We start from the raw sequence: 13,483 nt of genomic DNA, 5'->3' as shown, positions 1-13,483 counted from the left end.
AAGTCCGACAGGCTCCTGGCCCGGACATTGCCCCGATACGCACAAACCCAACCACTTGATCCCTGCACCCTACCCTACCGCTGAGTGATCCGCCTGCATGCGCTACGCTTTAGAGAGCGTCGTCTCACCCGGCCGCACGCCCCCGTAACAACCGCGTCGACCCCCATTCCCGGAGCCCCGCACATGGACAGGAACCCCGGCCTTCGCATCTTCCAGCGCCGCATGACGCGCCGCGACTTCCTCTGGCTCACGGCCGCCGCCACCTCGGCCACGGTGGTCACATCGCCGCTGCTGGGCTGTGCCACGGATCCCATAACCGGCCAGCGGCGTCTGATCCTGATGTCGGAACAAGAGGAGATCGCCATCGATCGCCGCTACGCGCCCCACCAGTTCTCCAACGACTACGGACTCGTACGCGACGACGAGCTGCAGCGCTACGTGAGCGAGGTGGGCACCGGCATCGCCGAGATCTCCCACCGGCCGCACATGCCTTACGACTTCAACGTGGTCAACGCCAATCACATCAATGCCTATACCTTCCCCGCCGGCACCATGGCCTGTACCCGGGGCATCATGGTGGAGATGGAGGACGAGGCCGCGCTCGCCGCCCTGCTGGGCCACGAGACGGGGCATGTGAACGCACGCCACACGGCGCGCAGACAGACCCGGGGCATCTTCGCCGCCATGGTGGTGGGCGGGCTCGGCATCGCAGCCGCGCAGTCGGACCGCCTGGCCGGACACCGGGACCTGATCTACGCCATCTCCGCCGTCGGCGCCACCGCCCTGCTGGCCCACTACAGCCGGGAGAACGAGCGCGAGGCGGATTCCCTGGGGCTCACCTACATGGCCCAGGCGGGACACAACCCTCAGGGCATGGTGGACCTGATGGATATGCTGCGCGGCCTCTCGGACCGCCAGCCCAACGCCATGGAGACCATGTTCGCCACACACCCCATGAGCGATGAACGCTTCGCCACCGCCCGGCGCGAGTCCCATGAGCGCCACGCCGACGCCCTCGACCGCAACGTACGGCGGGAACGCTACATGGACAACACCGCCGCGCTGCGGCGCATCCGTCCGGCGATCAAGGAACTGCAGGCCGGGGAGGCGGCCATGGCCCGCCGCGACTATCCGGGGGCGGAGACGCGCTTTCGCTCGGCCCTGGAGCAGGTACCGGACGACTATCCCGCCCTGGTGCTCATGGCCAGGTGCCAGTCGGCCCAGGGCCGGCACCGGGAGGCGGAAAGCTACCTCGCCAGGGCCCGCGAGGCCTACCCGGCGGAAGGGCAGGCGATCCACCTGAGCGGCATCAACCAACTGGCCCTGAACCGCCCCGAGGAGGCGCTCGCCCATTTCCGGCAGTACGAGCGCCACCTCCCCGGCAACCTCAACACCCTGTTCCTGCAGGGTGTCGCCCACGAGAACATGCAGAATCGCGCCGCCGCCGCGGAACTCTACCGGCGATATCTCCGGGAAGCGGGGGACACGGAGCAGGCCCGTTACGCGGCCGGCCGCCTGCAGAGCTGGCAGATGCTTTGAGACGCGCGAATCGGGGCCGGATTGATCTCGCAGCGGGCTTGTCCCCGTCATGCTGAATGATGTATCCGGTTACCATGTTCTACGCGCACCCGACACACTCCGCATCGAGAGCGAGGTCAAGTCCATGCAAGCCTCAGAGACAGCCGACAACCCCGCACCCGAAATCCGCACCTCGGACCGCCTGCGCGGCAAGGGAGTCGCCATGGCCGTCTACCTGCTGTACCTGGGCGGGATCATGATGGTGTTCACCGCGCCGCTGGGTGTTCTGATTGCCCACCTGATGCGCCCGCGGGTCGGCTCGTGGACCCACAGCCATCTGCACTTCCAGATCCGCACCTTCTGGTTCGGGCTGCCGGCGCTGCTCGCGGGCGGGGGGCTCCTGGTCTGGCAACCCGTCAGCGGATACCTCATCATCACGGCGTGGCTGGCCTGGGCCGTAGGGCGCTGCGGCGTGGGCATCCACCGGCTCATGGACAACCGCCCCATCGAGGACCCGAAAAGCCTGTGGTTCGGCGGCACCCGGGTGACACTCAGTGACTGACTCAGAGATACGCATGGCGTCGGAGAGGCCCTTGCACATCACACCCCCGTCGCGGGGACGCTCGAGCACGGTCTCGGCACTGGCCTGGGCATTCATCCTGGCCGCGCTGGCCACGCTCGTGTTCGCCGGGACCCGCGTGGTCTCGGGAGACCTCCCGGCGCTGGACGTCGCCGACCACGGCGCCGGCGGACTCATCGCCGGGTTCGCCTGGGTGCTTGAACGGGGCCCCGCCATCCTGACCCTGCTCCTGGCGGGCGCGCTGGCGACCCTGCTCATATCCGTCGCGCTGCTGCTGCGGCTGAGCTGGGCCCGCCGCGCTTTCCTCGGGCTCATGTCCTTCGGTTTTGTGGCCACCCTCATGGCCACCGCCGTGACACCCATGGTCTTCGCGCTCATGCCGGACGAGGCCACCACGGGCGCGTTCATCCCCGATGACCCGCTTGCCGGCATGGTGGGCCTGCTGGGCGGCATGATCGTCCTGGCGACCGCCCTGACGGCCCTGTTCGCCTGGGTGGCCTGGAAGCTCACCCGACCGCAGATCAAGGCGGAATTCGAACCCTCGCCGGCCGACACGGACGGCTGATGCCGGACCCGTCCGCTCCCCACCGCGGCGGCGACGCACCCACGGAGAGCGGATGGGGCCCGCTCTCCGCCCTGCCGGGAAACCCCCTGATGTGGGTGCTGATCCTGAGCGAGATGGTGGTCTTCGCCGCCTTCTTCGGGGTCTTCGCCTGGCAGCGCGCCCTGGAACGCGAGGTCTTCGATGCCTCGCAGCAACTGCTGGACCCCGTGCTCGGGGGCATCAACACCATGGTCCTGCTCACCAGCGGGCTGTTTGCTGCCCTGGCGGTGGCGGCCATCACCCAGGGCCAGGTCGTGCGCTGCCGGCGCTGGCTGTGGGCGGCATTCGGGCTGGGCGTGGTGTTCTGCGCGGTAAAGGTGTACGAGTACGCGGACAAGATCGGCGCGGGCCTCACCCCCGAGACCAACACCTTCTTCACCTGGTACTACCTGCTCACGGGCTTTCATTTCGCCCACGTGCTGTTCGGCCTGGGGCTGCTCGCACTGGTGGCCTGGCGCATCTCCCACGCCAACGTGGAAACCGCCACCGCCTTCTGGCACATGGTGGACCTGATCTGGATCCTCCTGTACCCGCTCGTCTACCTGCTGAGGTGACCATGAACGGATCCCTGCCCGGCACCCGTCGCCTCCTGATCACCTGGGCCATCCTCATGGGGCTGACCCTGGTGACCATGCTCTCCGCCCGCCTGGGCGGCGATGCACGTTTTCAGGCACTGCCCCTGTGGTCCGCCGCCCTGCTGCTCGCCACCACCGGCTTCAAGGTACACCGGGTGCTGATGGTGTACCTCAATCTGCGCGTCTCCACCCCCGCCTGGAAGGGCCTGTTCACCGCCATGACCCTGGCCACCCTGACCATCATCGGCGCCGGCTACCTCATGGCCCGCTTCACCGGCTGAATCGCGTCAGACCTTTCTAACCACGAAGCGCACGAAGGGCACGAAGGGTACGAAGGGTACGAAGAAAGAACCAAAGAATATCTCTCGCGAAGGCGCGAAGCCCGCGAAGAAAGGATTTTTTTGCTCAAAGTCCTTCTTTGCGGGCTTCGCGTCTTTGCGAGAGAAACATTCTTTTCTTCGTGCCCTTCGTGCGCTTCGTGGTGAAAAACATCAGAAGCCATCATCCCGCGATGGCATGTCCGGCGGCGGGTTGGCCCAGTGGGCCAGGGCGCGGGCGAGGCGGATGAGACCGTAGACGATGAAGGGGACGAGCAGCATGAGCGCCACGCCCCAGTCGCGGGTGTTGATCAGCCAGGCGAGCGGCGCAATCACGGCCAGGGCGACCAGCAATCCGATGACGACGGCGATGGCGGGGCGCGAGATCATCACGGGGTGGTCTGTTATCCGACTCCGATGATCTGCCGGTAAATACCCGGCAGGGCCAGGGAGAGGTGCTCGGGACGATTGACGATGGCGTAGCTGCCGCGTCCGAAGATGCGGGGGACATACTGGCGTGCCTCGCGGTCGATGGTGACGCCGAACACGCGCACCTCCTGCCGACGCGCCTCGAGCACCGCCTTGCGTGTGTCCTCGATGCCGTAACGCCCTTCGTAGTAATCCGTGTCGTTGGGCTTGCCGTCCGTGAGCACCAGCAGCAGCCGGTAGCGGTTGGGCCGTTCGGCCAGCTCCGAGCTCACGTGGCGGATGGCGGCGCCCATGCGCGTGTAGTGACCGGGCTGGAGCGCCGCGATACGCCGAGCCACCCGGTCGCTCATGGGCTCCTCGAAACCCTTGAGCACGTTGACCCAGACCCGGTGACGACGGTGGGACGTGAAGCAGTGGATGGCGTAGTCGTCGCCGCATCCGGCCAGCCCGTGGCCCAGCACCAGCAACGCCTCCTTTTCCACGTCCAGGACCCGGCGGTCCTCCAGCCAGGCGTCGGTGGAGAGCGAGACGTCCACCAGGATGGACACGGCCAGATCGCGCGCCTGCTGCCGGACCGAGAGATAGAAACGGTCGTTGGACTCGCCGGTGGCGGTGAAATCACAGCGGGCGCGGATCAGCGCGTCGGTATCCAGTTCATTGCCGTCCAGTTGCGCACGCAACAGTTCACGTCTCGGGCGCAGCGCCTCGAACTCCCGGCGCACGCGCCGGATGCGCCGGCGCGTGGCGTCGTCGGGCGCCCAGTCGTCACCCTCCTCGCCCTGCAGGTCGGTATGCACGGCGCAGTGATCCGGCAGGTACGTCTGCTTGCGATGGTTCCACTCGGGGTATGTGTGAGTGCCGCGCAGGCGCTCGCCGACGACGGCGTCCGGCGGCAGATCCAGGTCGACGCGCAGGCGCGTGGCCGCACGGCGCTTGTGGGGGCTGATGACGATCTCCTCGATCTGCTCGGCGGCCCGCTTGGCCTCCTCGTCCTCCTCGTCGTCCACCAGCCGGTTGAGGTTCACCATCTCGGTCCAGGACAGCAGCTTCTCGAACCGATTGAGCACCAGGGGATCATCGCGCTCGCACTGATCCTGTCGGCGGCGCTCGGACTGACGCTTGCCCTCGGAGGCGGACTTGGGCGTCGCGCCGCCGCCGCCCTCCTCCGCCTCGTCGTCGGCCTCGCGCCCGTGTCCGGCGCCGAGCGCCACCACCTGGCCCCACAAGGGCACCGGAAGCGGCGGGCGGTAGTCGCGGGGCGCCCGGTAGGCGTCCAGAGGCTGCGGTTCACCTGCACGGACGAGATCCAGCAGCGCCCGGGCCTGACCGGATTGCGGAAGATCGTCACCCAGCTGCGCGCGAATGACCTCCTCCACCACGGCCTCCGTGGCCGGCAGATGCCGTCGGGGCCTGACGGACAACAGCGCACGATTCAAGCGCTCGTGGCGCGGCAGCAGCCCGGGGAACCGGGCGAGCGCGGCCTCGGTGGCGCGGTACGCCGCACGCAATTGGCTGATGTCATGGCGCAGGGGATCGGTCTGCGGCTCGGGGCGCCGGGCCACGGCGAGAAAGGCCGTCAGCCAGAAATAGAGATCCCGGTTGAGTGAACGATCCGCGAACAGCTCGATGCGCGGCGGCAGCAGCAGGTTCTCCTCGTCGCGGCGCGCCACGTCCATGGCCTCTTCGTCCAGGCCCAGGCGCTGGCGAAGCGTGAGCCGGTGCGTGGAACTGCGCGCGACGATGGCCGCCACCTCCAGCCCCATCTCGCCCCCGCTGGCGCGAAAGAACACGCCCAGCACGTGGCGCAGCTCATCCAGCGTGACCGCCGCCTCCGGATGCCGGGGATAGCTTGCGGCGCGCGAGGCCCAGCGGTGCCAGTGGCGGCCGACGAATTCCTCGAGTTCGAGGAACTGGAACATGGGTTTAACCCGCATATCTCACCGGTCAAGCCTTGGCCGCCGTCATCAGCTCAGCCGAAGGTGGCGTTGATGGCCTCCAGCAGGCCCTGCTGAACGTCCTCGTCATCGGTGAGCGGTTCCACCAGGGTGGCGCGCGTGGCCTCGAGGATGGGCATGCCGGTTGCGATCAGCGTGGCACAGTAGACCAGCAGACGCGTGGAGACGCCCTCCTCCAGGTCCTGCCCCTTCATCTCGCGCAACCGGATCGCCAGGTTGACCAGGGCGGCGCACTTCTCACGCGACAGGCCGCTCTCCCGGGCCACGATGTCCCGTTCCAGTTCCGGCGGCGGGAAGTTGAACGTCATGGCCACGAAACGCTGGCGCGTGCTCGGCTTGAGCGACTTGAGGATATGCTGATAGCCCGGGTTGTAGGAGACCACCAGCATGAACCCGTCCGGCGCCTGCAGGAGTTCGCCGGTGCGCTCCAGGGGCAGAAGGCGCCGATCGTCGGTGAGCGGATGCAGCACCACGGTCACGTCCTTGCGCGCCTCCACCACTTCGTCCAGATAGCAGATGCCCCCTTCGCGCACGGCCCGGGTCAGCGGACCGTCCACCCAGCGGGTCTCCCCGCCCTGGAGCAGGTAGCGCCCGGTCAGGTCGGCGGCGGTGAGATCGTCGTGGCAGGAGACGGTGAACAGAGGCCGCCCCAGGCGGGCCGCCATGTGGCTCACGAAGCGGGTCTTGCCGCAGCCGGTCGGACCCTTGAGCAGCAGCGGCAACCGCTGGCGGAAGGCCCGCTCGAACAGATCGCATTCATGCCCGACCGGCTGATAGAACGGCGCGTCCCGCTCCATGTCACCCTGGGTTGCTGTCAGTGGCATACGATGGCTCCGGGATAAAGGGGCCGGGCCGCAGCAGTGAGGCTGCGGCCCGGCCCGGCACCGTCAGTCCGCGGACGCCGCAGACGCCTTGGCGTAGGCGGGCACCTGTTCCCTTGCGGGTCCGAAGATCGCCCAGAAGAACATCAGGGCCGCGATCACGACCACGATGCCCGCCCCCAGACGCATGACGTAGAACATCTCGATCTGGCTCTGCACCTCCATGAAGTTCATGCCCATCACCCGCTGCAGGTGGGTCTGCACCACGCCCGCGAAGGTCAGCGTGAAGGTCATGAAGGCCATGGCCGAGGTCATGATCCAGAAGGACCACATGTTCAGCACCTGGTTGTAGGGCTGCACACGCCGGATCTGGGGCATGGCGTAGGTGATGATGGCCAGCACCAGCATCACGTAGGCCCCGTAGAAGGCCAGATGGCCGTGGGCGGCGGTGATCTGCGTACCGTGAGTGTAGTAGTTGATGAACGACAGGGTATGCATGAAGCCCCACACCCCGGCGCCGAAGAAGGCGATGGTCGCGCAGCCCAGGGTCCAGAGCATGGCCGCCTGATTGGGGTGGTTGCGGCTGCCCTTCCAGAACATGTAGAAGGCGAACACCACCATGGCGAAGAACGGAACCACCTCAAGCGTCGAGAAGATGCTGCCGATGGGCTGCCAATAGGCGGGCGTGCCGATCCAGTAGTAATGGTGACCGGTGCCGAGCAGGCCCGAGAACAGGGCCAGGCCGACAATGACGTACAGCCACTTCTCGATGATCTCGCGGTCCACACCCGTCATCTTGATGAGCAGGTAGGCCAGCAGCGAGGCCATGATCAGCTCCCAGACGCCCTCCACCCAGATATGCACGATCCACCACCAGTAGAGCTTGTCGAGCGCCAGATTGTGCGGATTGTAGAAGGCGAAAAGCCAGAAGATGGCCGCCAGCCAGAGCCCCAGCATCAGAACCATGTTGATGGCGGTCTTGCGGCCCTTGACCATGGTCATGGAGGTGTTGAACAGGAACATCAGGAACGAGATGGTGATCAGCACCTTCACCCACAGGGGTTGTTCCAGGTAATGGCGGCCCTCGTGGATGCCGAACTGATAACCGATCAGCGCCGCCGCTCCGGCGAAGGCGAAGATGGCCAGCTGGATGTAGGCGATCTTCGGGCTGTAGATCTCGTTCTCCGCCTCTTCCGGCATCAGGTAGTACGTGCAGCCCATGAAGCCGATCAGCAGCCACACCAGCAGGAGGTTGGTGTGGCTGGTGCGCATGATATGGAACGGCATCGCCTCGGAGAGGAAGTTGGGCGCCACGTAGACGATGGCGCCCAGCGTCCCGAACACCAGTTGCAGCGCGAACAGCGCCATGGCCACCATGAAGAACGGGTAAGCCACCCTTTGCGTTTCATATTTCATTGAGTTGTCTCCCTAGCCCTTGAATTGCAGGTTGACGCAGGCATCCGTCTCAGCCGGACGGATGGGGTGGCCAGCCCTGGGTGTCGATGGAGTCGGTCCACTGGAGGAAATCGATGAGCGCATCCATCTCCTCGTCGTTGATCTCGAAGTAGGGCATCTGCCGGCGCCCTGGAACCCCGGTGGGCATGGCGCGCATCCACGCCGCGATGGCGGCACGCGCCCCTTCCGGGTTCTCCCGTCCGCCGAAGCGGGTCCAGACGTTGCCGATCTCCGGGCCAAAGTAGGCCCCCTCGCCGAGGATCGTGTGGCAGTTGATGCAGTTGTGCTGCTCCCACACCTGCTTGCCGAGTATCACGGAATCGGTGAAGCCCTCACGGTCCGTGGAGACATTGACGATGTAAAGATGACTGTGCACCGTCAGTGCGGCGAACAACAGGAAGAAGAACAGCGAGCCGCCGTAGAAGATATTGCGCGCCGCCGCCTTGGTCAGCCCCTCGGTCATGTGCGCACCTCCTTGACACAGGTGGGAATGGTCGTGTTAACCGCGATCGCTACAGACTCCTGGCCGCCGCCGGGAACACCCGACGGGGACCTTGAGCAAGCCTAACATGCATCTTACATTCATGTTATGTCAGTGCAAACTCAATCCGGAGTATAGACAGGAAAATGCATGCGGCTTGATACCAATCAAGCATAGATTCCGATGGTCCAGCTGGGAATTGACGACGGGAACAGTCCTTAGGGCCTGGCCCGGGTAGTGTACTCCGGGCCTGTCTCGCGCCGTCTCTGGAAGGAGAAGTGTAGTCATCGGGCGGCCCGTGGCCGCCTGCTGACGGCGGCCACGGGCCGCCCTATGGGCAAGCGAGACAGGCCCATAAGCCGCAAGCACCGCGATAGGCCGGCGGGGATGGCCCGGCACGAAAAAGGGGGCATTTCGCCCCCTTCTTTCGTGCCTGCCAGTTAACGGCTGTGCGTTACGAAAGATCTTCCGCCAGGGAATCCCTGACTGCCTGGGGCAAGGGCTCCAGCTGGTGGCGATAGTTCTCGTGATCGACACCCACGCTGATGGCCGCCCCGGACCTGGCCGCGGCCACCATGTCCGGCGTCAGCTCGAAACGCATGAAGTGCACGGAAGACGTCTTCTCGTCGGTATCTCGCTCCATGTCCTCGTCGGCGATGGCATAGACGCGGTCGAAGCCGCTCACCTGCACCCAGGTGCGGTCCTCGATGCCGATCAGGCGCGCCAGCTCAAGCTTGCGCTCCTCCACGTCATCGAACTCCACCATCATGGTGGCCTTGAAGTTGCTGCCGTCGGGGATCAGCGGATTGTAGGCGTCCAGTTCGTCCTGGATGCCCTCGGCCTCGTAGATGCGCTCGACCCGAAGCATTTCCTGTATCTGGTACTGCATGGTGAGCCGGTCCTCGAAATGCAGGGTCACGTTCGGGCCCACGGGCACGACACGCTCACGCTTGTGCTTCATCACGTCGGCGCGGAACTGCGGCCGCACCTCTGCGTACTTCTCCAGGGAATAGAGATCGTCTCGGGTCAGCTTGTCCATCATCAAATCACCTCGTTGCTTGACTTTGAGGGGCGAGGCACGGCCCCCGCGCGACGAATGCGCGGGCAGGCATCACGGGTGCGCTCAGCCCTTGTGTTCGTGTTCCAGACTGGCGATGGGCTTGTCCGTGAACAGGTAGTCGCGCAGCTCCTTGTCGAAGGTCTTGTCGCGACGCCGTATCCACTCCAGCACCATGGCTGCGTGCTCCTTCTCCTCGTCCCGGTTGTGGGCCAGGATGGCCCTGAGCTCCTCGTCCTTGCAGGCGTCTACGCGCTGCTGGTACCAGTCCACCGCCTCCAGCTCTTCCATCAGGGAGATGATGGCCCGGTGCATGTCGCGGGTTTCGTCGCTCAGTTCCTCGTGGGGCTCGTGATAGCCTTCGTTTGCCATCGGGTGTCTCCTGTTTCGGTTTCGGTGGTCCGGGCTAGAGTCCGTAGGCCTGGCGCAGAAGGGTGAGCGGATGCTCCGGGACCTTCTCGTCCTTGAGGCCGTTCTCGATCTGGTGCCCCGCCATGGGACAGTCGCTGGAGTAGTGATCCGCATCGGCCTTCTGCACGCGGCTCACCACCGGGCGGCAGATCTTCATGGAAATCTCGTGGAACTCGCTCTTCACCGCGTAGGTCCCGTCGTGACCCGAGCAACGCTCGATCACGTCGATCTCCGTGTCGGGCACCAGTTCCAGTACTTCCCGCGTCTTGAGACCGATGTTCTGCACGCGCAGGTGACACGCGGCGTGGTAGGCGATCTTGCCGAGCTTCTCCTTGAACTCGGTGTTCATCTTGCCTTCCTTGTGCCGGATCATCAGGTACTCGAACGGATCGAAGATATGCTCCTTGACCTTCTGCACGTCCGGGTCATCGGGAAACATCAGCGGCAGTTCCTGCTTGAACATCAATACGCAGGACGGCACCGGCGCCACGATGTCATAGCCGGCATCGATGGCCTTCACCAGCACCGGGATATTGTGGTTCTTTGCCTGCTCGACGGCCTCCAGGTCGCCCAGCTCCAGCTTGGGCATGCCGCAGCAGCGCTCCTTCTCGGCCAGCGTCACGGGAATGCCGTTGTGCTCGAAGACCTTGGTGAGGTCTTCGACGATATGCGGTTCGTTGTAATTGCCGTAGCAGGTGGCGAACAGGGCCACCTGGCCCCTGGTGCGGCCCACCGCCTCGGGCGTGCCGGAGGAGCGATGATGCTTCAGACGCTTGCGCCCGGTCCGGCTGTGGTACTCGGGCAGGATGGCGTCGGGATGCACGCCCATCACCTTGTCCAGCACCTTGCGCACGGGCTTCATGCGGTTGGCGGCATTGACCGCCTGGGCCACCACCGGGATGCCCGCCAGTTTTCCGACGGTATCGGTGGAGGACATGAGCTTGTGGCTGGCCTTTGCACCTTCCTTTTTGTAGCGCACGGCCTTGGCACGCAGCATCAGGTGCGGGAAGTCCACGTTCCAGGGATGCGGGGGAACGTAGGGGCACTTGGTCAGGTAACAGAGGTCGCACAGGTAGCAGTGGTCCACCACCTTCCAGAAGTCGCTCTTGGCGACTCCGTCCACCTCCATGGTCTCCGACTCGTCCACCAGGTCGAACAGGGTGGGAAACGAGTTGCACAGACTCACGCAGCGACGGCAACCATGGCAGATATCGTAGACCCGCTCCAGTTCCTGCATGAGCGAGTCCTCGTTGTAGAACTCGGGGTCGCGCCAGTTGAGGGGATGACGGGTGGGCGCTTCCAGACTGCCTTCTCTTTGACCTTCAACGGGTGCGGACATCTCGGCCTCTCCCAACGGCTGCCGTGTGGAAATTCGGGGATCGGAAAGTGCCAGGGCCGGCGAACCGGCCCTGGCGGGTGCCGCTTGTCAGGAACCCAGGGTATCCAGGGCCTTCTGGAAACGGTTGGCGTGGGAACGCTCGGCCTTGGCCAGCGTCTCGAACCAGTCCGCCACTTCGTCGAAGCCTTCTTCGCGGGCGGTCTTGGCCATGCCCGGGTACATGTCGGTGTACTCGTGGGTCTCGCCGGCAATGGCGGTCTTCAGGTTGGCCTCAGTGCCACCGAAGGGCAGGCCGGTGGCGGGGTCACCGCAGGCTTCCAGGTATTCCAGGTGGCCGTGTGCGTGGCCGGTCTCACCTTCGGCGGTGGAGCGGAACACGGTCGCCACGTCGTTGTAACCCTCCACGTCGGCCTTGGCCGCGAAGTACAGGTAACGGCGGTTGGCCTGGGATTCGCCGGCAAAGGCCTCCTTCAGGCTCTGCTCGGTCTTGCTGCCTTTGAGTTCCATAGTGGTTCTCCGTCTTCAGCTGTGGGTTGAGTGGGAAACACACGATTTAGAATGGTTCTAAAACGTGCGCATACTTTAGACAAAGTCTAAATCGATGTCAACCGGGTCGGGCTTGAACGACGGGCAGTTTCGGACCAGACCCGTCCCGGGCCCACATAGGGATTCATGGTGGTCAACCCGCCAGTTTCAAGGCCCTGCAACGGGCTGTCGGGCCCCCACGGGATTCCTTATACTCTAGAACCTTTTCGGGAGTGTTGATCTTGACCAAGAAAACCCCACCCGCCGCACCGGCAGATTTCGAGCAGGCCCTGGGCGAGCTGGAATCCCTGGTGGAACGCATGGAACAGGGGGAACTGAGCCTCGAGGCCTCCCTCAAGGAGTTCGAACGCGGCATCGCCCTGGCCCGCCAGTGCCAGCGGGCGTTGCAGGACGCCGAGCAGAAGGTGCGGGTGCTGACGGAAAGCGGCGAGGAAGAGGATCTGGACACCCCACGGGCCGCGGATACCGACGAGCGGGACGACGCGTGAGCGGCGAGCAGGACGTCGCGGCGGTGCGCGAACGCGTGGAGGAGGCGCTGGATCGCTGGATTCCCCCGGCGCGCACCCATCCCGCCCGGCTTCACGAGGCCATGCGCTACTCGGCGCTGGGTGGCGGCAAGCGGGTGCGCCCGATCCTCGTGCATGCCGGGGGCAGGGCCATGGGCGCGAACCCAGGCCGCCTGGACGGCCCCGCCTGCGCCGTGGAACTCATCCATGTCTACTCCCTCATCCATGACGACCTGCCGGCCATGGATGATGACGATCTGCGCCGGGGCAAGCCCACCTGCCACAAGGCCTTCGACGAGGCCATGGCCATACTGGCCGGCGACGCCATGCAGGCCCTGGCCTTTCAGATCCTGGCCACCGATCCGGACATGATCCCGAACCCCGAGCGCAGGCTGCGCATGACCGAACTGCTGGCCCGTGCCGCCGGCTCGCGGGGCATGGCCGGCGGCCAGGCCATTGACCTGGCCGCGGTGGGCCGTGTGCTGGACATTGCGCAGCTCGAGGACATGCACGTCCACAAGACCGGGGCCCTGATCCGCGCCAGCGTGCTGCTGGGCGGTCTGAGCGCCGATGCCCCGGACGAGGGGCGGCTGGAACAGCTGGACCGCTTCGCCAAGAGCGTGGGGCTGGCCTTCCAGATCCGGGACGACATCCTGGACGAGGAAGGCGACACCGAGACTCTGGGCAAGGCCCAGGGCGCCGACCGGGCCCTGAACAAGCCCACCTACCCGGCCCTGATCGGCCTGGAGGCCTCCCGGGAGGAGGCCCGCGCCCTGGTAGAGCGCGCCCTTTCCGCCATCGAGGACTTCGGCCCCGAGGCCGACCTGCTGCGCTGGATCGCCCGCTATATCGTTGAGCGGATGAATTAAGGCGCTAGCCCGCATATTTC

General features: G+C 65.5%; 16 protein-coding genes. 7 read left to right on the top strand and 9 right to left on the bottom strand.

The features are described from left to right. Positions 1-183 precede the first annotated feature (183 nt). The 5 genes from B1C78_RS12335 to B1C78_RS12315 all read left to right on the top strand — a co-directional run bounded on the left by B1C78_RS12335 (position 184) and on the right by B1C78_RS12315 (position 3,558). Positions 184-1,539: a M48 family metalloprotease gene (locus B1C78_RS12335; protein ID WP_077279470.1), complete on the top strand. Its 1,356-nt coding sequence runs from the start codon at positions 184-186 to the stop codon at positions 1,537-1,539. A 124-nt stretch (positions 1,540-1,663) separates the two neighbouring features. Then, the gene (locus B1C78_RS12330; RefSeq protein ID WP_077279473.1) at positions 1,664-2,080 is read left to right on the top strand and encodes a DUF4870 family protein; all 417 of its coding nucleotides are present in this window, start codon (positions 1,664-1,666) and stop codon (positions 2,078-2,080) included. 31 nt (positions 2,081-2,111) lie between these two features. Next, positions 2,112-2,663: a hypothetical protein gene (locus B1C78_RS12325; RefSeq protein ID WP_245795418.1), complete on the top strand. Its 552-nt coding sequence runs from the start codon at positions 2,112-2,114 to the stop codon at positions 2,661-2,663. Beyond that, positions 2,663-3,256, top strand: a complete 594-nt coding sequence (locus B1C78_RS12320; protein WP_077279469.1) for a cytochrome c oxidase subunit 3 family protein — start codon at positions 2,663-2,665, stop codon at positions 3,254-3,256. The genes B1C78_RS12325 and B1C78_RS12320 overlap by 1 nt, the downstream gene beginning before the upstream one ends. Before the next feature lie 2 nt (positions 3,257-3,258). Then, positions 3,259-3,558: a hypothetical protein gene (locus B1C78_RS12315; protein ID WP_077279468.1), complete on the top strand. Its 300-nt coding sequence runs from the start codon at positions 3,259-3,261 to the stop codon at positions 3,556-3,558. Between the two features lie 210 nt (positions 3,559-3,768). On the opposite strand, the gene B1C78_RS12310 is transcribed toward B1C78_RS12315, so the two are convergent. From B1C78_RS12310 to B1C78_RS12270, 9 genes are all read right to left on the bottom strand, one after another. Next, a complete protein-coding gene (locus B1C78_RS12310) occupies positions 3,769-3,984 on the bottom strand; it encodes a hypothetical protein (RefSeq protein WP_245795419.1) in 216 nt (71 codons plus the stop codon). Positions 3,985-3,998: 14 nt separating this feature from the next. Continuing rightward, a complete protein-coding gene (locus tag B1C78_RS12305; RefSeq protein ID WP_077279466.1) occupies positions 3,999-5,942 on the bottom strand; it encodes a nitric oxide reductase activation protein NorD in 1,944 nt (647 codons plus the stop codon). Between the two features lie 50 nt (positions 5,943-5,992). Then, positions 5,993-6,802, bottom strand: coding sequence for a CbbQ/NirQ/NorQ/GpvN family protein (locus B1C78_RS12300; RefSeq protein WP_077279465.1), 810 nt, complete (start codon positions 6,800-6,802; stop codon positions 5,993-5,995). A 63-nt stretch (positions 6,803-6,865) separates the two neighbouring features. Beyond that, entirely contained in the window at positions 6,866-8,215 is a 1,350-nt protein-coding gene (locus B1C78_RS12295; protein WP_077279464.1) for a cbb3-type cytochrome c oxidase subunit I, read from the bottom strand. 49 nt (positions 8,216-8,264) lie between these two features. After that, positions 8,265-8,717, bottom strand: coding sequence for a c-type cytochrome (locus tag B1C78_RS12290; RefSeq protein ID WP_077279463.1), 453 nt, complete (start codon positions 8,715-8,717; stop codon positions 8,265-8,267). 472 nt (positions 8,718-9,189) lie between these two features. Then, complete coding sequence (locus B1C78_RS12285; protein WP_077279462.1) at positions 9,190-9,777, bottom strand: DUF3501 family protein; 588 nt, start codon at positions 9,775-9,777, stop codon at positions 9,190-9,192. Between the two features lie 81 nt (positions 9,778-9,858). Then, positions 9,859-10,164 carry an encapsulin-associated ferritin-like protein gene (locus B1C78_RS12280; protein WP_018233939.1) on the bottom strand — a complete coding sequence of 102 codons (306 nt, stop codon included), beginning with the start codon at positions 10,162-10,164 and terminating at the stop codon, positions 9,859-9,861. 34 nt (positions 10,165-10,198) lie between these two features. Continuing rightward, entirely contained in the window at positions 10,199-11,542 is a 1,344-nt protein-coding gene (locus B1C78_RS12275) for a heterodisulfide reductase-related iron-sulfur binding cluster (protein ID WP_077279461.1), read from the bottom strand. An 87-nt stretch (positions 11,543-11,629) separates the two neighbouring features. Further along, positions 11,630-12,049, bottom strand: a complete 420-nt coding sequence (locus tag B1C78_RS12270) for a rubrerythrin family protein (RefSeq protein ID WP_077279460.1) — start codon at positions 12,047-12,049, stop codon at positions 11,630-11,632. 260 nt (positions 12,050-12,309) lie between these two features. Between B1C78_RS12270 and B1C78_RS12265 the strand changes: the two genes are divergently transcribed. Continuing rightward, complete coding sequence (locus tag B1C78_RS12265; RefSeq protein ID WP_077279459.1) at positions 12,310-12,576, top strand: exodeoxyribonuclease VII small subunit; 267 nt, start codon at positions 12,310-12,312, stop codon at positions 12,574-12,576. Then, positions 12,573-13,463: a (2E,6E)-farnesyl diphosphate synthase gene (ispA, locus tag B1C78_RS12260; protein WP_077279458.1), complete on the top strand. Its 891-nt coding sequence runs from the start codon at positions 12,573-12,575 to the stop codon at positions 13,461-13,463. The genes B1C78_RS12265 and ispA overlap by 4 nt, the downstream gene beginning before the upstream one ends. Positions 13,464-13,483 lie beyond the last annotated feature (20 nt).

This window comes from Thioalkalivibrio denitrificans (assembly GCF_002000365.1).
Taxonomy (GTDB): domain Bacteria; phylum Pseudomonadota; class Gammaproteobacteria; order Ectothiorhodospirales; family Ectothiorhodospiraceae; genus Thioalkalivibrio_A; species Thioalkalivibrio_A denitrificans.
Note: the sequence above shows the minus strand (reverse complement) of the source record. Positions and strands in the feature narration are given on the sequence as shown.